Source organism: Rhodococcus sp. 66b, assembly GCF_002076325.1.
Lineage (GTDB): Bacteria > Actinomycetota > Actinomycetes > Mycobacteriales > Mycobacteriaceae > Rhodococcus_F > Rhodococcus_F erythropolis.
In genome coordinates this window covers 73,537-90,498 of the sequence record NZ_MUZB01000007.1, presented here as the reverse complement: position 1 = coordinate 90,498, position 16,962 = coordinate 73,537, and the positions used below count along the sequence as shown (strand labels likewise).

At 62.1% G+C, this 16,962-nt stretch carries 17 protein-coding genes; 10 read left to right on the top strand and 7 right to left on the bottom strand.

Annotated elements, in window-relative coordinates:
- Positions 1–25 precede the first annotated feature (25 nt).
- Complete coding sequence (locus tag B0E55_RS14625; RefSeq protein WP_080909957.1) at positions 26–1,345, top strand: glycosyltransferase 87 family protein; 1,320 nt, start codon at positions 26–28, stop codon at positions 1,343–1,345.
- Here B0E55_RS14625 and B0E55_RS14620 read toward each other — a convergent pair.
- A complete protein-coding gene (locus B0E55_RS14620; RefSeq protein ID WP_020906844.1) occupies positions 1,317–2,372 on the bottom strand; it encodes a ferredoxin--NADP reductase in 1,056 nt (351 codons plus the stop codon). The genes B0E55_RS14625 and B0E55_RS14620 overlap by 29 nt on opposite strands.
- Before the next feature lie 361 nt (positions 2,373–2,733).
- On the opposite strand from B0E55_RS14620, the gene mdo reads away from it, so the two are divergent.
- The 4 genes from mdo (at position 2,734) to B0E55_RS14595 (ending at position 7,101) form a co-directional block, all read left to right on the top strand.
- Positions 2,734–4,008: an NDMA-dependent methanol dehydrogenase gene (mdo, locus tag B0E55_RS14610; protein WP_003942095.1), complete on the top strand. Its 1,275-nt coding sequence runs from the start codon at positions 2,734–2,736 to the stop codon at positions 4,006–4,008.
- A gap of 86 nt (positions 4,009–4,094) precedes the next feature.
- A complete protein-coding gene (locus B0E55_RS14605; RefSeq protein WP_080909956.1) occupies positions 4,095–5,177 on the top strand; it encodes a MadB family AAA-type ATPase in 1,083 nt (360 codons plus the stop codon).
- Positions 5,174–6,697, top strand: a complete 1,524-nt coding sequence (gene madC / locus B0E55_RS14600; RefSeq protein WP_019744269.1) for a MadC family VWA domain-containing protein — start codon at positions 5,174–5,176, stop codon at positions 6,695–6,697. Before B0E55_RS14605 ends, madC begins: the two co-directional genes overlap by 4 nt.
- Positions 6,698–6,753: 56 nt before the next feature.
- On the top strand, positions 6,754–7,101 hold the full coding sequence (locus tag B0E55_RS14595; RefSeq protein WP_020968992.1) for a hypothetical protein: 348 nt from the start codon (positions 6,754–6,756) through the stop codon (positions 7,099–7,101).
- On the opposite strand, the gene B0E55_RS14590 is transcribed toward B0E55_RS14595, so the two are convergent.
- Positions 7,090–7,509 carry an RNHCP domain-containing protein gene (locus tag B0E55_RS14590; protein WP_080909955.1) on the bottom strand — a complete coding sequence of 140 codons (420 nt, stop codon included), beginning with the start codon at positions 7,507–7,509 and terminating at the stop codon, positions 7,090–7,092. The genes B0E55_RS14595 and B0E55_RS14590 overlap by 12 nt on opposite strands.
- A 15-nt stretch (positions 7,510–7,524) precedes the next feature.
- On the bottom strand, positions 7,525–7,887 hold the full coding sequence (locus B0E55_RS14585; RefSeq protein ID WP_020906849.1) for an RNHCP domain-containing protein: 363 nt from the start codon (positions 7,885–7,887) through the stop codon (positions 7,525–7,527).
- A 420-nt stretch (positions 7,888–8,307) separates the two neighbouring features.
- Between B0E55_RS14585 and B0E55_RS14580 the strand changes: the two genes are divergently transcribed.
- The 3 genes from B0E55_RS14580 to B0E55_RS14570 are packed head-to-tail and all read left to right on the top strand — an operon-like array spanning position 8,308 to position 11,643.
- Positions 8,308–9,513 carry an iron-containing alcohol dehydrogenase gene (locus tag B0E55_RS14580; protein WP_080910022.1) on the top strand — a complete coding sequence of 402 codons (1,206 nt, stop codon included), beginning with the start codon at positions 8,308–8,310 and terminating at the stop codon, positions 9,511–9,513.
- 58 nt (positions 9,514–9,571) lie between these two features.
- Complete coding sequence (locus B0E55_RS14575) at positions 9,572–10,963, top strand: MadS family sensor histidine kinase (RefSeq protein ID WP_080910023.1); 1,392 nt, start codon at positions 9,572–9,574, stop codon at positions 10,961–10,963.
- A complete protein-coding gene (locus tag B0E55_RS14570) occupies positions 10,960–11,643 on the top strand; it encodes a MadR family response regulator transcription factor (protein ID WP_019744264.1) in 684 nt (227 codons plus the stop codon). The genes B0E55_RS14575 and B0E55_RS14570 overlap by 4 nt, the downstream gene beginning before the upstream one ends.
- Here B0E55_RS14570 and B0E55_RS14565 read toward each other — a convergent pair.
- Both B0E55_RS14565 and B0E55_RS14560 read right to left on the bottom strand, forming a co-directional pair.
- Positions 11,640–12,179, bottom strand: coding sequence for an RNA polymerase subunit sigma (locus B0E55_RS14565; RefSeq protein WP_029536730.1), 540 nt, complete (start codon positions 12,177–12,179; stop codon positions 11,640–11,642). The genes B0E55_RS14570 and B0E55_RS14565 overlap by 4 nt on opposite strands.
- A gap of 83 nt (positions 12,180–12,262) precedes the next feature.
- Positions 12,263–12,757: a GbsR/MarR family transcriptional regulator gene (locus B0E55_RS14560; protein ID WP_020968997.1), complete on the bottom strand. Its 495-nt coding sequence runs from the start codon at positions 12,755–12,757 to the stop codon at positions 12,263–12,265.
- Positions 12,758–12,824: 67 nt separating this feature from the next.
- On the opposite strand from B0E55_RS14560, the gene B0E55_RS14555 reads away from it, so the two are divergent.
- Positions 12,825–13,760, top strand: coding sequence for an ABC transporter ATP-binding protein (locus B0E55_RS14555; protein ID WP_080909954.1), 936 nt, complete (start codon positions 12,825–12,827; stop codon positions 13,758–13,760).
- Positions 13,757–15,427 (top strand): ABC transporter permease, encoded by a 1,671-nt coding sequence (locus B0E55_RS14550; protein WP_020968999.1) that lies wholly within the window; start codon positions 13,757–13,759, stop codon positions 15,425–15,427. The genes B0E55_RS14555 and B0E55_RS14550 overlap by 4 nt, the downstream gene beginning before the upstream one ends.
- Positions 15,428–15,450: 23 nt before the next feature.
- Here the strand turns inward: B0E55_RS14550 and B0E55_RS14545 are convergent, their stop codons facing one another.
- Both B0E55_RS14545 and B0E55_RS14540 read right to left on the bottom strand, forming a co-directional pair.
- Positions 15,451–16,239 carry a thioesterase family protein gene (locus B0E55_RS14545; protein WP_019744259.1) on the bottom strand — a complete coding sequence of 263 codons (789 nt, stop codon included), beginning with the start codon at positions 16,237–16,239 and terminating at the stop codon, positions 15,451–15,453.
- A gap of 233 nt (positions 16,240–16,472) precedes the next feature.
- Positions 16,473–16,949, bottom strand: coding sequence for a MaoC/PaaZ C-terminal domain-containing protein (locus B0E55_RS14540; RefSeq protein ID WP_019744257.1), 477 nt, complete (start codon positions 16,947–16,949; stop codon positions 16,473–16,475).
- Positions 16,950–16,962 lie beyond the last annotated feature (13 nt).

Genomic DNA, 16,962 nt, shown 5'->3' with positions numbered 1-16,962 from the left:
GGTAGGTTGTGGGACGATTCTCGGTATGCCCGCCACCCGTGTCGAGGCGTCTCGAATTGTGACGATCGGTTCACTGATCGCTGCCGGCGTCGCAGCTCTGTGTTATCTCGTGTACTCCGTTCGGGCCGTCGAACCCGTTGATTTTCTCGTCTACCGCTACGCTGCCCAGGCATTTGCCGCAGGCTCGAACATCTACGAGAGCAACCTTGTCGGCCCGTTGATCGTCGACGAGGGCATGCCGTTCACCTACACCCCGTTCGCGGTGATCTTCCTCTGGCCGACTGTTCTCTTCGACTGGTGGACGGCCTATCTGCTGTGGTCGGCGTTGTGCATCGCGGCGGTGGTGTGGACAGTCGCCAAGTTCACTCCCGCTCGCGTCCCCAAGCGACCGCTCGTCATGGCGGCATTGGTCCTGGCCGTGTCGGTGACACCCATCGTCAGCGCGCACATCTCCTTCGGCCAGGTGAACCTGGTGCTGATGGTGCTCGTACTGCTCGACGTGACCCGCAGAGGCGATTCGAGATTCGGCCGGTGGTTTCCACGAGGACTTTTGATCGGCGTCGCAGCCGCGATCAAGCTGACGCCGGCGCTGTTCATCGTCTACTTCGTCGTCACGAAGCAGTGGCGACTCGCGATCTGGAGTTCGATCGGATTTGCCGCGGCGACCGCCGTCGCAGCAATGGTGGACCCGGCCGTCAGCTGGACCTTCTGGTCGGACGTCGTCTGGAACCTCAGTGACCGGGTGGACTTGAGCGGGCAGGCGATCGCGAGTGCCGGTAACAGTTCACTGCACGGCGGACTTGCGGCACTGGGCACATGGACGGCGTCTCTGGCGATGCCGTTGACCGTGCTGTGCGCGGCGGTAGCGCTCTGGGTCGCCCGAGATGTACATCGCGTCGGTCGTGGGGTCGATGCGGCGTTGGTGATCGGTTTGAGTGCGCCGATCCTTTCGCCGATCAGCTGGATTCATCACTGGGTGTATCTCGTGCCTGCTGCCGTCACGGTTCTCTTTCGGCTTCGATCGCCGCTGCAGTTCGGTGCGGCCGCTGTGGGGTTGGCCGTCGTCTATTGCGGGCCGAGCATGGGGCAGCAGTTCATCGAGACGTCGCCGCTCCTGCTGCCGCTGGGGTTGGTCCTTCGTGAGGGCTTCCTGATCGTGACCCTGGTGCTGATCCTTGCGCTGTGGCGGTTGCCCACAACGGCGCCGGAGTGGATTACGGGGCGGGACTCGGAAGATGGCGCGGATGATGGCTCAGAAGATGACAAAGCCCCCGATTCCGCAGGGAATCAGGGGCCGTCATGCATCGAAGCAGGGTTCAGAACTCGATCTTCAGGCGATCGGTGATCGGCTTCGCCTGGCAACCGAGGATGTAGCCGTTCGCCACGTCCTCGGCGTCGAGGATTTCGGAGTTGTCCATCTGAACTTCGCCTTCGGTGACGGTGCAGGCACACGACCCGCACTCACCTTCCTGGCAGGAGTACGGAACGTCGAGACCCTTGGCGAGCATGATGTCGACGAGCGTCTGCTTGCGCGGCCAGACGAGGGTGTGGGTTTCACCGTCCAGTTCGACCTCGACGGTTGCGGCGTCGGCAGCTTCCTCGTCGGAGACTTCGGCTACCTCGACGTCACGGAACGGGTCCCCGGCGAGTGAATTGAAGACCTCGGCGTGAACCTGCGTGCGGGGCATGCCCGCTTCTGCCAGTGCCTTGTGGACGGCGTCCATGAAGGGGCCTGGACCGCACATGAAGGCCTCGTACGCGACAAATGGCTTGGCCAGTGTCGCCAACTGTGAGACGGCGGGGAGTCCCTGCACGGTTTCGATCCAGTGGACCACGGTGAGGCGGCCGGGGTGTTGCGCTGCCAACTCGCGAAGTTCGGCGCCGAAGATGACGGACTTCTCGTCGCGATTCGCGTAGATCAGCACGACGTTGCCGCTGCCCTGCGTGAGGGCGGACTTGAGAATCGAGATCACCGGAGTGATTCCGCTGCCTGCACCGAAGAGCAGGAAGTCGTGATCGAGCGACTTGGGCGTGAAGACACCTGACGGCGGCAGCACTTCGATGGTGTCGCCGACCTGGAGCTTGTCGCACAACCAGTTGGAGCCGTAGCCGTCGACGGTTCGCTTGACGGTCACCTTGGGGGCGTCGTCGGTGAAGGGTGAACTGGCCAGGGAGTAGCAGCGTGCGACCGAGCCGGTCTGATCACTCGGGATGCGCAGGGTCAGGAATTGACCTGGTTTGTAGTCGAACTTGTCCTTCAGTTCTGCGGGAATTTCGAACACCAGCGACCGGGCGTCGGAAGTCTCTTCGATGACTCCGGACACGGTGAGTACCGCCGATCGCGAGCTGTGCGGTACCTCGACTGTCGTCATCGCGAAGCTAGTCCTCTCGTGAAGCTGGGTAAAGCGCAGGTCAGTGAAGTGCAACATCTAGAACGTGTTCTAGTTCAATGTTAGCAGTGATGAAAAGCTACTGGGGATCGTAGTCGCCGAGCAACACGTTCCCGATCAGCGGGAACCACGGCAGTCTGATCCGGCCTTCCTGGCGGTCCGGGGTGGCGACGACCTGCCCGAACGGGCGGTTCGCGGGCGGCGTCCGGGCGGTTGAGCTGCCGAAGTCTGTGCACGGGGTGTTTGTCGGTACACAGTGGGAACCAGGTGAGACGCCGGTCACAAAGAATCGGCTCGAATCCCTCCCGCAGTCACATTCGTGCACATCCATGAGGAGATACCGATGGCTATCGAGCTCAACCAGATCTGGGACTTTCCGATCAAGGAGTTCCACCCCTTCCCGCGCGCCCTGATGGGTGTGGGCGCTCACGACATCATCGGTGTGGAGGCCAAGAATCTCGGCTTCAAGCGCACCCTTCTGATGACGACCGGTCTGCGCGGTTCGGGCATCATCGAGGAACTCGTCGGCAAGATCGAGTACCAGGGTGTCGAGGTCGTGCTCTACGACAAGGTCGAGTCGAATCCCAAGGACTACAACGTCATGGAGGCCGCGGCTCTCTATCAGAAGGAGAAGTGCGACTCGATCATCTCGATCGGCGGTGGTTCGAGCCACGACGCCGCCAAGGGTGCTCGCGTCGTGATCGCACACGACGGTCGCAACATCAACGAGTTCGAGGGCTTCGCCAAGTCCACCAACAAGGAGAACCCGCCGCACATCGCCGTATCCACCACGGCTGGAACGGGATCCGAGACGTCGTGGGCATACGTCATCACTGACACCTCGGACATGAACAACCCGCACAAGTGGGTGGGCTTCGACGAGGCGACCATCGTCACGTTGGCGATCGACGATCCGCTGCTCTACTACACCTGCCCTCAGCATTTCACCGCGTACTGCGGCTTCGACGTACTCGCACACGGCAGTGAGCCTTTCGTTTCTCGTCTCGATTTCGCGCCTTCGCTCGGTAATGCGATCTACTCGGTCGAGTTGGTCGCGAAGAACCTGCGGGAGGCTGTCTTCGAGCCGCGTAACCTCAAGGCCCGCGAGGGAATGATGAACGCGCAGTACATTGCCGGACAGGCCTTCAACTCCGGTGGCCTCGGCATCGTTCACTCGATCTCGCACGCGGTCAGTGCATTCTTCGACAGCCACCACGGTTTGAACAACGCCATCGCCTTGCCGCGTGTGTGGGAGTACAACCTGCCTTCGCGTTACGAGCGCTACGCCCAGTTGGCCGGCGCACTCGGTGTCGACACTCGCAACCTCACCACGGTTCAGGCCGCGGATGCTGCCGTCGAGGCTGCCATCCGTCTGGCCAAGGACGTCGGTATCCCCGACAACTTCGGGCAGGTTCGCACAGACTCGTACGCGAAGAACCAGATGAACACCAAGAAGTACGAGGGTCGCGGTGATGTCATCAAGGGTGACGAGAAGACTGTGCGCGCCATCTCCGAGCACATTCAGGACGACTGGTGCACCCCGGGTAACCCTCGTGAGGTCACTGTGGAGTCGATGATCCCGGTTGTCGATCACGCGATCAACAAGTCGTACTTCTAGCAGGGCCTCCGGCCCCGTGCGCGCTTAAGGAGTCCAGAGACTCCTCGAGCGCGCACAGGGGCTGTGCCCCTATCGAAAGGTATTCCATGTCCGGTCGCAGTTTCTCCAGCGGAATCGAAGTGAAAGATGCTCTGCGAGAGCAGGACTACATTGCCGATGACGAGTTCGCGGTAGTCGTTCATCTGGCGACGGCGCTGGGGCGTCCGCTCCTGCTCGAAGGGCCGGCCGGTGTCGGCAAGACGGAACTGGCGAAGTCTCTGGCTGCGATCGGCGACCGCAAACTGGTGCGATTGCAGTGCTACGAAGGGCTCGACGACAATCGGGCCCTGTACGAATGGGACTACGCGAAGCAACTCCTGCACGTGCAGATGCTTCGCGACCGGATCAGTGATCAGGTTTCCGAATTCGACAGCGTCGCCGAAGCGTCGAAGTTTCTGGCCGATCAGGATTTCGGGTTGTACTCCGAGAACTTCCTGTCCGTCCGTCCGCTGCTCGAAGCGATCCTCTCACCCGATCCGGTAGTGCTTCTGGTCGACGAGGTGGACCGCACCGAGGAATCGATGGAAGCACTGCTCCTGGAGATTCTCGCCGAACAGCAGATCACCATTCCCGAGGTCGGTACGTTCGTTGCCCGCTCGCAGCCCTGGGTCATCCTGACGTCCAACGACACCCGCGAGCTCTCACCCGCGCTCAAGCGTCGTTGTCTGCATTACCATCTCGGCTATCCGACGTCGGAGCGTGAACGCGAGATCGTCACGGCCCGAGCGCCGGAGGTGGATGCGGCTACGGCCACCGAGGTTGTCGAATTGGCTCGCATCTTGCGTGATCTCCCGCTGCGCAAGAGCCCGTCCATCTCGGAGGTCATCGACGCGGCCAGAGCGGCGACAGTGCTCGCCGCCAGCGGATTCGACACCGCTTCCGACGCCAAGGTGCGCGACATCCTGCTCACGGCGTTGCTCAAGTACTCGTCAGATGTGACGCTGGCCAAAGAACGATTCGACGGAAAGCGTCTCGAATCACCGTCGCGTGACGGTGGCGAGCCGATCGAGCGATCCACGGTGGCAAGCAAACCCGCCAACACGACGACGGCCGTGTTCCGGGGCACGGGTGGACGTGACCCTCATCAACAGGGAATCCGCGGCGGCAGCGGAATCCGTTCGACGCGATGACGACGCTCGGTGGCCTCGCCGTGTGGCAACCGTCGTTTGTTCTCGACGTGGTGTCCGCGAGTTTCGGCCGATTGCTGAGGGCAGCCGGAGTTTCCGCGTCACCGGCCGAGGTCATCGAGGTTCGGCGTGTACTCGCGATGGTCGGAGCTTCGGATCGTGAGACGTTGCGCGCATGTCTTCGGGCTGTGTGCGCCAAGTATTCTCACGAACAGGCCGGTTTCGATCGGGCGTTCGACGCGCTGTTCCGGCCTGCCGCAGGCAAAGCGCACGCCGAGCGGATGGCTTCGCGCGCCGAGGTGGCGGACGGTCTGCCCACCGCGCTGGGGATCGACGAGGATCAAGAAGTAGGCCGGTATGCCGAGTACAACGAGCGTGCAGCCGAGGTCGGCGACTACTTCGACACTCCGGAAGCGGAGAAGGGGTTCAACCCGCACAAGGACGACGACGATGTGTCGATGACGTCCAGCGATGCGGAACTGTCGGTGGATACCGGTTCGGAGACCGGTCGACGGGGAGTCAGCTACACGGTCGACGTGGACCGTGCCGCGTCGGCAGTGGTCGGCGACCTGAGCACCAGTGTTGCTGCAGCAGTGATCGGTTCGTTGTCCTGGGACGATCCGACGTCGATCCTCGCCTGGCTGGATGCATACGACCCGAGCAAAGCGTATGCGGACGTCTCCGACGACGGGCCGCTGACGCAGGCGCAACTGAACCGGCTCGTCGAGGCGGTCGAAGCGTTCGTGCAAGCACTCTCGGCCGCTGCACTCGCCGAAAGCGCTCCCGATGCGCCCGACAGCGAATCTGCTGCGGGCGCAACGCACAACGACATCGAACTCGCGTGCCACGAGGTGCTTCGGCGGATGAGAGGACCGTCCAGGCCTCGTCCTCGGGAGCGCTCTCGAGGGCATCTCGACATGCGACGCACGGTGCGTTCGAGTCTGCGCACCGACGGAATTCCCTTCCATCTGGTCGTGAAAGCTCCTCGCCCCGATCGTGTTCGACTACTTCTCATCGCAGACGTGTCGCTGTCCGTGCGCCCGATCACCGCGTTCACTCTGCGGTTGGCTCAGGCAATGCATCGCCGGGCAGATCGTTGTGAAGTCCTCGCATTCGTCGATCGTCCGGTCGACGTGACCGACACCCTTCTCGCCAGTAGCGGTGACGGCGCACTGGCTGCGGTACTTGCGCACCCGGGTCTGGATCTGGAAGCCAGCAGCGATTACGGTCGAGTGCTCACAGAATTGTTGGACGAGCACGGAAACAGCTTGAACTCACGGACGTCCGTCATCATCGTGGGCGACGGTCGGTGCAACGGGTTGCCCCCACAGGTGGACAAGCTCGAGGAACTCCGCCGAAAGGTTCACCGTCTGGCCTGGATCACGCCTGAACCTCAGCGTTACTGGAACCAGGCATCGTGCGCGATGCCGGAGTATTCGGAGATCTGCGACGAGGTTGTTGTTGCCCGAGATGCCGCGCAACTGATGGCAAAGGCCGCTGAACTGGGGCACGCACTTCGCTGATGTCACTGCACTTCACCGATGTCACTGCGCGATCCGTCGTGAACTAGTTTGATCTCATGTCCGAAATCAGGGGATCGATCTGGCGGCCGATCGCGGCGCTGACAGTGCTCGGCGCCGTGTGTGGGTTGGTGGCGCTCGGCGTGTTTCAGTGGTGGTGGAACTCGTTGGCATCACCTCATATTCTCACCGGCGGGTCCTATCGGGAGCCGTTTGCCGAGCCGACATACACCGGGCCCATATTCATGGACCTCTTTCCGGCAGAACCTGCTCCGTGGCTGTATTCGGGACTGGTCCTCGGACCGACGGCGGTCGGCTTGCTTGCCGGGATCGTGTTCGTGGTGTTCGTCCGGCGTAATCGCGCGCAGGACCGCGCGATTACGCCGGACGATCGATCAGAGCGCTAGCAACGCGCGCGAGCCCAGTCGAGGATCCGCCAAGGGGCGTAGCGCCAACCGCAGCAAGACCAGGGCGTTGTCGTCGCCGGCGATCCTGTTGACTTTCAACGTATTGCACTCGATGCACTGGTGAACGAGCATCCACTCACCGTCCTGCCGTACCGACAGGGACAGCGCCGCCATGGCACCTCTGCACTGTTGTGCTCGGTCGCCCGGAACGCGACCATCGACGTGGCGGCTTGCCAGACAGTTCGGGCAGTGGTTCCGATGAGCGGTACCCGGTGCCGCAATGGAGATGTCCAAACGGCATGCGAGACAACGGAAGCTCGATCCTTGTTCTCCGCCGATTCCGTGCAATACGTGCTTGGTCCGTTGCGGTGCCCGCCGCGCGCGGGTGCTGGGATTCCTACGTGGCATCTGCTTTCTCACCCCTCACAAGTCGCCGAAGGCTTCGAGCGGGAAGGGTGGTTGTGCGAGCGGCCGCACCGCCATCCTCATCAACAACAACTGGTTGTCGTCACGGCTTACGGGGTTGGAGGTGAGTTCGAGGCACTGTGCGCAGCGGTGGATGATCATCCAATCGCCGCTTCGCAGCACCGCGATCGAAATGGGGGCCATCCGCATTCCGCAGTCCGACGGTCCACCTTCCACCTGGTCGAACAGGTGTCGGGAATGCAGGCAACTGGGGCAGTGGTTTCGGCGATCACCATCGGGGTCGTAGGTCATGACGGTGAGTCCGCACTGAATGCACGAGAAGGTGTCGGTTTTCGAGATGGAATTGTGTGATTGAGGCACTGGAGAACTCCTAGCTGAGTGAACAAAGCAGGTAGGAGCAGGCCGAGTGGCCTCGCGGCTGTCAGTCCGTCGTTTCGGGGATCAGCAAGTGACCCTCGAGGTTGCCGGCAGTGCAGGGACGAGAGGCGCGCTCGGCGCGGGCTGGGTCATAAACACCTTCTGGATCGGTACTACGGGCCGCTCTGGCCAGAACCGAAAGTACAACGGGACCTGATTGCCGCGCCATCTATTTTCCGGCGACGACTACCTGCCCGAACGGGTAGGTAAGTGCCTCTCCTTCGGTGGGTGTGCCCCGACTGCTGTCCGCGTAGGCTCGGGGCCAGCACTTGTAAGGTGGATCACACCAGTTGGTGCTCGGGCGAGCGAGCTGGGAATTCGCGAAGCGGTGATCTCGGTGCCGCGCGAGAGGAGAGTGGGGTCGTGTCCGTGGCATATCCGGATGCTGTGAACCACGGTGTTCATCGCCGCGGCACTGCTGCTCGACTGGTCAAATTTCACGCCCCCGAGATCGTCTTCGGTATCGGTTCCCTGGTCGAGGCAGCACACGCGACTCTGCGGTTCGGCGGGTTCCGCCCGTTTCTGGTCACCGATCCAGGCTTGATCGACGCGGGATGGGTCAGCGAACTCGAGGACCATCTCACGGAGCAGGGCTTGACCGCGACAGTGTGGTCAGGGCTGACGCCCAACCCCAAGGACTTCGAGATCGCGGCCGGATTCGAGGTGTACCAGGAAGGCGAGTGCGACGTCATCATCGCGCTCGGTGGCGGTTCCGTCATCGACGCGGCAAAAGGTGTAGCCGTCCTCGCTGCCAACGGCGGCAACATACTCGACTACGAGGGTGTCGATCAGGCGACAAAACCGATCCCGCCGTTGGTGATGGTCCCCACCACGTCCGGAACGGGCGCTGACGTGTCGCAGTTCTGCATCGTCACGGACACGACCCGCGGCACCAAGATCACCATCATCGGCCGTGCCCTGGTGCCAGATGTGACGGTCATCGATCCGCGGTTGCTCACGACGATGCCCGAGTGGCTCAATGCAGCAACGGGATTGGATGCACTGACGCACGGAATCGAAGCCTTCGTCTCACTGGCGCACAATCCGTTGACCGATCATCACGCGCTCCGTGCGGTCGGCCTCGTGACGGAGAATCTGGTGAACACGATCCAGGACCCGATGGAGATGGAAGCTCGATCGGTGATGGCGCAGGCGAGTCTCGAGGCCGGGTTGGCGTTCACCAACGCGATACTCGGAGCCGCGCACGCCATGAGCCATCAGGTGGGCGGCATGCTTGATCTGCCACATGGCGTCATCAACGGAATTCTGTTGCCCCACGTCATCCGATTCAATTCCACGACGGACGCTGCCCCCTTTGTTGCCATCGCTGCGGCGCTGAGCCTTCCTGAACAGCACGGCACCCCGGAGGAAGCAGCGCTGGCGGTGGCCGACCGGGTCGAGCGTCTCGCCCGGGAGGTTGGGGTCCCGAAGGGGCTGGGGGAGTTGGGTGTTCGCGAGGAAGACCTCAGTCGACTTGCCAGCTTCGCGTTGCTCGACGCCTGCATGTCCACCAATCCCAGGGAAGCGACGCAGGAGCAGATGGTGGCGTTGTTCCGAGGTGCGTTGTGAAGAGGGACAGTGTGATGCGGTGCAGGGTGATGCGGTGCAGGGTGAAGCGGTGCAGACGATGACCGCGGACCTGTCGCGGCTCACCGGATTACGTTCGGGTAAGAGTTCGTTTTATCCGCAGTACCGCGGCGCTGCCGAGCGTCTCGAACGCGTCGTACATGCGTTGGAATTGATCTCGCGGGCTTTGGTGCGGACCGTCGAGGGGCCGGAAACCCTCGTCTGCGCGGTCGCGGAAGCTGCCCGTGCTCATCTGAGTGCCAACTGGATAGTCTTCGCCTTGGCCGACGGAACATTGCCCGACGCCGGACCACGGCGATTGGTTCTCGGCCCGGACGCCACCCCATTTCTGGTCGACAACGTGGAGGGGCCACCACTTCCGGAGGATGTCGTCGAATGCCTCGACGACATCCGCTGCGGAAGAATCGAATCCAACTCGGTGATCGACGCTCACTACGCGTTTGTGCCGATCGTGCTCGGCGGCGGTGTGGTCGGCGCCTTTGCGGCCTGGACTCCGGCCAACCGGACACTCGATACGACGGACGGAGCCGTGCTCAGCATTCTGGCCAGCCAGACTGCTGTGGCCCTGCAGAACTCGGCGCTCTACCAGCGCGGACAACTACTGCTCGAACGAGCCGAAGACGCATATGCGGAGGCCAATCGCACTGCAGCCGACCTCGCGGTGCGCAACAGCGAATTGGAGTCCACGCAGCGTCAACTCGGAGTGGCTCACCGGCACCAGGTGGTCGACGACGAACGGCACCGGATCGCCCGCGAACTTCACGACAGCGTGACACAGGCTGTGTTGTCGGCCGGCATGCAGATCGAGGTCTGCCGGAGCGACATCCCGGAGGCAGAACGCAGTGAAAGACTGGACTTGGCAAAGGATTTGACCAGGCGGGCGGTCGAGCAGCTTCGCTCGGCGATCTACGCGCTCAATCATTCCTCGGACGCGGACCGGACGTCGCTGCCCGAGATGCTCGAGCAGCTCGGCGTGGTTCACATGCCGGACGAGTTGGCGGTCAGCGTTCGCGTCGGCGGCACCCCGACCGAGCTTCCAGGCGATGCCGAACACGCTCTTCTGCGGATCGCGGGGGAGGCGCTGTTCAATGTTGCGGTGCATGCCCATGCGAGTCGAGCGGTCCTGCGGTTGACCTATCGAGCGGATACGGTGCTGCTGTCGGTTTCCGACGACGGTGACGGCGACCCTGCGCGGATGCGTCTGATCCTCAAGCTCGCAGCCACCAACGACGTCGACGGCCGTCATCGCGGACTGGCGAACATGCAGACACGAACTCTCGAGTTGGGTGGTGCGCTCGAAGTTCGGCGCGCGCGGATCGGTGGAATTCAGATTCTCGTGCGACTGCCACTACCACTGCCACAGGCACTTCCGCTCCAGGCGGATGTCGACAATCTTTGCTCCATCACTGAAATCGAGAGCGAGGAATCATGACCACTGCGCGTCCCGTCATCACCCGCGGAGCATCGCCGGTTCAGGGATTGGTTCGAATCGTCCTGGTCGACGACCATGCAATTTTGCGGCAAGGGCTCCGCTCGGTTCTCGAGCGCGAAAGCGACCTCGAGATCGTGGGGGAGGCTTCGTCTCTCGCCGAGGCGCTTGCCGTGGTCGACAAGGTGGGCCCGGACATCGTCTTGATGGATCTGAAACTCTCCGCCAGTTCCGACTACGAGGGACTGACCCTTTGTGGCCAGTTGTCTACGGCGCATCCCGGGCTCGGACTGTTGGTTCTCACCACCTTTCTCGACGATCAACTGGTGGTGCGAGCGGTACACGCGGGTGCTCGCGGCTATGTCGTCAAAGACGTCGACACCACCGAATTGGTACGTGCGATCAGGGCGGTCTCGCGGGGTGAGAGTGCGTTCGATTCTCGCAGCGCATCGGCTGTCGTCCGATCGCTCAACGGGCAGTCGTCATCCAAAGAACGATTGACCGATCGTGAACTCGAAGTACTGAGACTGCTCGCAAACGGCTTGTCCAACATCAAGATCGGTGAGCGACTGTTCATCTCGCCGACCACGGTCAAGTTCCACGTCAGCAACATCATGCGCAAACTCGAGGTGAGTCGGCGAGCAGAGGCCGTCTACGCCGCGAGTAAGCAAGGTCTGATCTAGCTCCGCTCGGAGACCGCCCAGGCGCGCAGCGCCTGATGCTGTACGAGGAGCACGCTCGATCGAGTTGTGAGCAGAGTCGACGCGGTCATCTCGGCAGTCAGACCCACTGCGATTCGCAATACCAGGACCTCACGTTGGTCGTCAGTGAGGCGACGTGGGCGTTTGAATTGTCCGTCGATGTTGCGTGACTGGGGAATTGACGCAATCCGTTGCGAGGCCAACTCGTAGGCGAAGTTCTCGATTCGTGTGTCGGCCGAGATCGTTTCGGACATTCGTGTGACGACGTCCAGGGTGCATTGATGGGCGAGATCGTCGGCGAATGTTGCGACAGGCGTCCCGAGAAGCCTGGCGCGATAGTAGAGAACGACGCGAGGGTGCAATCGGGCCAGGAGTTTCGACAGTGCGTGATGATCGCCGGCGAATGCCCCGGCGGCGTTGCGGTTCAAGGAAATCGATTGTTCACAGGTTTCGGGTGAAGCGGTTCGTGCGGAGGGTGGCGTCGGTGAAGTCTTCGCGCCCCTGATCGACAGCTTCATCAACAACTCCTCGGGTACAGCGCACCTCATCATGCTGGAACGAGAATTGAGGTACCCCAACGAAAATGCGGGTAAACCTGAAGTTACCTTCCAGGTGTCCGGTCTTTTCGCTGGGAGCGCCAGTCCGCGAGCATGCGCGGCATTTCCGCGGCCATGAAGTCGAAGAAGTCGCGCAGATCTTCCATACGATCGCCGGCCGTAGTGCCTTCACCGAGGACCCGAATGCCCTCGTCCGCAACTGCCGAGACCTGGTAGAGGGACGATTGTTTCGTGACAAACGCGTCGGCCCACATCTCGACGCTGACGCAGTAGTGCTGACGCCTCGATCCGGGGACGGCCACTCGCTCGATCAATCCGACTTGCTGGAGGTATCTGACTGCTCCGGAAATGGCGGCGGGGCTCACTCCCAATCGGGATCCGAGATCTCCTGGCGTGGACGAGGGTGTCTCGCTGGTCATCAACGCGGCCCAGACGCGTGCAGGCATCGGCGGAAAACCCATGTCGCTCAGAACGAGTGAGAGTCGCTCGACAAAATGTCGGCTCTCGTCCGGTGCAACGGTGCGGCTGATGTCGGTCATCGGAACCCTTCGATCTTTCTTCTTTTCTATCTTCACACATTTGTGAAATCGGCGTACGGTCAAATTCATGGGTGCGGCAATTTCAGTGAAAAGCCTCGTCAAGACCTTCGGTACCACCCGCGCGCTGGACGGCCTCGACCTCGAAGTCTCAGCAGGTGAAGTGCACGGATTCCTGGGACCGAACGGCTCTGGAAAGTCGACCACTATTCGGGTGCTCCTCGGCCTGCTCCGCTCGGACTCCGGAGACGCAACTGTTCTCGGCGGCGATCCGTGGCGAGACGCTGTTACCTTGCATCGACGTCTCGCTTACGTGCCTGGCGACGTGAATCTGTGGCCCAACCTCACCGGCGGGGAGGCTATCGATCTGTTGGCGGGTCTGCGCGGTGGCTTGGACCGAAAATGCCGCAGCGAGTTGCTCGATCGCTTCGAACTTGACCCGACCAAGAAGGCGCGGACGTACTCGAAAGGTAATCGGCAGAAGGTTGCACTCGTGGCGGCGTTTTCGTCCGACGTCGACCTTTACGTACTCGACGAACCGACATCGGGGCTCGACCCGTTGATGGAAGCGGTGTTTCAGGACTGCGTCGAGGAGGTGGCTCACGCCGGAAAGACGGTCCTGCTGTCGAGCCACATCCTCGCCGAGGTCGAAGCGCTGTGCGATCGCGTGAGCATCATCCGCGACGGGCGGACGGTGGAAGAGGGAACGCTGTCCGAACTCAGGCATCTCACGCGCACGTCCATCTCGGCGGAGACACAGCGCCAGATCGGCGGACTCGACGGGCTCGGCGGGGTCCACGACGCGGTGATCGACGGTAACCACGTCACCTGCGAAGTCGACAGCGCGCAACTCGGACCACTCATGACGTACTTGGTCGGATTCGGAATCGTGGCGCTCACTTCCACTCCGCCGACACTCGAAGAACTCTTCTTGCGTCATTACGGTGACGAGCGCGCCAGGGAGACTTCGGTCCACCTGCGAGCCGAGACCGGTGTGCGGCCATGACCGTTGTTGTCGAGGCCGCTCCACCGGTACCTGCCTCGGCAAGTCAATTCACCGGCACACGCCGACTGGTCCGGTTGGCTTTGCGACGGGACCGAATTCAGCTTTCGGTGTGGGTCATCTCGATCGTCTTGTTCATGCTGCTAGTCGTCGCCAGTGTGACCGGGCTGTACTCGACACCCGAGGAATTACGAAACATCGCAGTCAGTTCCGCGGTATCGCCGGTGGCGCTGGCGACCAACGGAATCGTGTCCGGCGATTCGCAGGGCGCGATAGTCGCCAGTCAGTCGGTGCTCGTGTTCGCGTTGGTGGCGGCATTGATGAGCACCCTTGCGGTGGTTCGTCATACACGACAGAACGAGGAGACCGGCCGTGCCGAGATGATCGGTGCTGCGGTGGTGGGTCGGCGAGCGCTTCTGACGTCCGCACTGATTGTCACGGTCGGTGCGAACGTGGTTCTGACACTGGGAATTGCCCTGGGATCGATCGCCGTCGGTTTGCCTGTCGTTGGTTCGCTCGCGTTGGGTGCTTCGATAGGTGGGACCGGAATCGCGTTTGCCGGTGTGGCGGCGGTGACTGCGCAGATCACCGACGGTGCTCGTACGGCCAACGGTCTGGCGGGTGCCGCGATCGGTGTTGCCTTCATGCTGCGCGCGATCGGCGACGTGAACAGTACGGTCGTCGATGACGGAACTCGCGTGGTGAGCGGTTGGTTGTCGTGGCTTTCGCCGATCGGATGGGCGCAACAGATCAGACCTTTCGACGACGACGCCTGGTGGATCCTGCTGTTGCTGATCGGATTTGCGGTTGTGCACGTGGTGGTGGCGTTTGTTCTCATCGGCCATCGCGATCAGGGAGCGGGGCTCGTGCAGCCCCGGCCCGGCCCGCCGACCGCAGCATCGTGGTTGCCGTCGGCTTGGGGCCTGGCGTGGCGCATGCAGCGAATGACGATGTTCTGGTGGATCTTTGCCGTTGTCATTCTCGGGTTCGCCTACGGCGCTGTGGGCAACGAGATCGACGCGATGGTGGGATCGTCGCAGCAGACCGCGGAGATGTTCGAGAAACTTGGTGGCGGCGGTACGGATCTGGTGGATTCGTACTTGGCCACTGCTCTCGGTCTCACCTCGATTGTCATCGCGGCATATTCGGTCCAGAGTCTTCTCCGGATGCGGGGTGAGGAAACATCGGGACGGCTCGAACCGTTGCTGGCAACCTCTTTGTCGCGGTGGAGGTGGATGCTTTCCCACCTGGGTATGGTTGTGGGTGGGGTGATCCTCGCGCACGTCTTGATGGGTGCCTTCACCGGATTTGCCTTCGGGCTCGTCACGGACGACATCGGCGGCAACACACTCCGGATGACTGGCGCCGCCTTGGCCTATCTACCCGCGGTGCTTGTAGTCGTGGGGTTGGTGTCGTTGGCTTTCGGACTGTTTCCGACCTACGCGTCGGCGCTCTCCTGGGGAATCTTGGCGGCATGCATCGTGCTCGGGCAACTCGGAACGTTGCTGAAGCTTCCACAGTTAGTGCTGGATCTGTCACCCTTCACCCACGTGCCGGGTGCCCCCGCCGAGCCAGTGACAGTTCTACCGCTGCTGGCAATGATCGTTGTGGCAGTAGTGCTTTCGACAGCATCGCTTGTTGCGTTCCGTCGTCGCGACCTCCAGGGGTAGTAGGGCTGAACTCAATTGGGAGTTCAACCCAGAATTCGACGAAGCTGGCGAGCCCGAGCAGCGAGCCGTCCGGTCGAGTCGAATAGTTCGGATTCGTCAACACAGAGAGTGTCTGTCGCCCAGGCGGTCCCGTGGCGTAGGCGATACCACGGTGACAGTGATTGGGGATCTGCCGTGAGGTGCTCCGGTGTGAAATGCGCGGTGAACTCGATAGTGGGTATAGCCACGGGCATCGTCAGTGTCGCGAACAATCCGGGCGGAAGCGCGTCGAGAAGGACCGCGGCGCGCTCTTGGGCCGTGAAATCGAGGTCTGTGAGCAATCGGATCCAGACGTCGAATTCCGGGGAGTCGCCACCGGCGAACGGCCTCGCGGAATTGATCGGCCGGATGTCGAGGTGCTGGGAGAACGGCACAAAATCCACCGGGATCTCCAGCGGCGGCAGGGTCGACGGGTCGGCCGGAGTCGGTGCGGCGACAGGGGCGGACATCGTTGTGCCTCCTGTGTCGCGGGCTAGCCGAACGAGAGCGGATCCCGAACCGGTCAGCGTGACGTGGCAACTGACGGTCCGCCCGCCCCGCATATCGTCGACAGTCAGCTCGGCCGGCCCCGGAGGGACGGGGCGGTCCAGGTGCGCCGTGACTGCCAGAGGTTCGGCTCCGGACGCGTCGGCAGCCACTCGCAGCATCCGTGCAACGGCGAGTCCGCCCTGAATGCCGTCGAAACTCCGCCAGCTGGAGTCGAATTCGGTGTGATGACACGCTGCGTCGGTCGACGGCGCTACCGTCGCGGACGCCTGACTATTAGTTGCCATAGTCAGCACCCTAGATGCTGACTATGGCTATGGCAAGCTAGGGTCTACTCGGGAGTGCTGGACGACCCACCGAAGAGCATGTAGATGAGGATCTGAAGAATGCCGAGAGGATTGATCTCGCCGAGGCTGCTCATGTGTGAGGAACTCCTGTTTGCGGGGATGGGTACTGTTGCGTCGCAACGTCACTGAAAGTACGGCAATTCAGACAATGCGGTGCGGAATTTACCGATAATTCACTGTCCGCGAGTCGGGCGACAGTGCAGGTAGGCGTCAGTGACTACGTCGAGAACGCGATTGCCGTCTGCATCGACCAATTTCGCTGTGATGGTGACCAATCCCCGCGCGCGATTGTCGAACACGACGTTGTCGACGGTGACCTTTCCGCTCAGGGTGTCACCGGGGCGAAGTGGACGTAGGAAGCTCACGTCGCGCATGGACTTTCCGGCGATCACGTTCCACTGGTCGTAGAGACTGTCGACCACCAACTTCTGGCAGATCGACAGGGTGTGCAGCCCGCTGGCGATCAACCCGCCGAAGACCCCGGACCCGGCGGCTTCCTTGTCGATGTGAAACCACTGGGGATCCCACTGGGTTGCGAACTCGACGATCTCCTCTTCGGTCACCGAATACGAGCCCAATGGGATCACTTGGCCGATCTCGAGATCTTCGGCGAACACTGTGCGTTGGTGAAGGGCGGCCGAATCATTCATGTCTGTGTGAATC

Excerpts from the sequence above, each read along its gene's own strand:
- B0E55_RS14575 (WP_080910023.1), top strand. The coding sequence starts at position 9,572 with ATGACCGCGGACCTGTCGCGGCTCACCGGATTACGTTCGGGTAAGAGT.
- madC (WP_019744269.1), top strand. The coding sequence starts at position 5,174 with ATGACGACGCTCGGTGGCCTCGCCGTGTGGCAACCGTCGTTTGTTCTC.
- B0E55_RS14555 (WP_080909954.1), top strand. The coding sequence starts at position 12,825 with ATGGGTGCGGCAATTTCAGTGAAAAGCCTCGTCAAGACCTTCGGTACC.
- B0E55_RS14620 (WP_020906844.1), bottom strand. The coding sequence starts at position 2,372 with ATGACGACAGTCGAGGTACCGCACAGCTCGCGATCGGCGGTACTCACC.
- B0E55_RS14560 (WP_020968997.1), bottom strand. The coding sequence starts at position 12,757 with ATGACCGACATCAGCCGCACCGTTGCACCGGACGAGAGCCGACATTTT.
- B0E55_RS14550 (WP_020968999.1), top strand. The coding sequence starts at position 13,757 with ATGACCGTTGTTGTCGAGGCCGCTCCACCGGTACCTGCCTCGGCAAGT.
- B0E55_RS14590 (WP_080909955.1), bottom strand. The coding sequence starts at position 7,509 with ATGCCACGTAGGAATCCCAGCACCCGCGCGCGGCGGGCACCGCAACGG.
- mdo (WP_003942095.1), top strand. The coding sequence starts at position 2,734 with ATGGCTATCGAGCTCAACCAGATCTGGGACTTTCCGATCAAGGAGTTC.
- B0E55_RS14595 (WP_020968992.1), top strand. The coding sequence starts at position 6,754 with ATGTCCGAAATCAGGGGATCGATCTGGCGGCCGATCGCGGCGCTGACA.
- B0E55_RS14570 (WP_019744264.1), top strand. The coding sequence starts at position 10,960 with ATGACCACTGCGCGTCCCGTCATCACCCGCGGAGCATCGCCGGTTCAG.
- B0E55_RS14605 (WP_080909956.1), top strand. The coding sequence starts at position 4,095 with ATGTCCGGTCGCAGTTTCTCCAGCGGAATCGAAGTGAAAGATGCTCTG.
- B0E55_RS14540 (WP_019744257.1), bottom strand. The coding sequence starts at position 16,949 with ATGAATGATTCGGCCGCCCTTCACCAACGCACAGTGTTCGCCGAAGAT.
- B0E55_RS14625 (WP_080909957.1), top strand. The coding sequence starts at position 26 with ATGCCCGCCACCCGTGTCGAGGCGTCTCGAATTGTGACGATCGGTTCA.
- B0E55_RS14545 (WP_019744259.1), bottom strand. The coding sequence starts at position 16,239 with ATGGCAACTAATAGTCAGGCGTCCGCGACGGTAGCGCCGTCGACCGAC.
- B0E55_RS14565 (WP_029536730.1), bottom strand. The coding sequence starts at position 12,179 with ATGAAGCTGTCGATCAGGGGCGCGAAGACTTCACCGACGCCACCCTCC.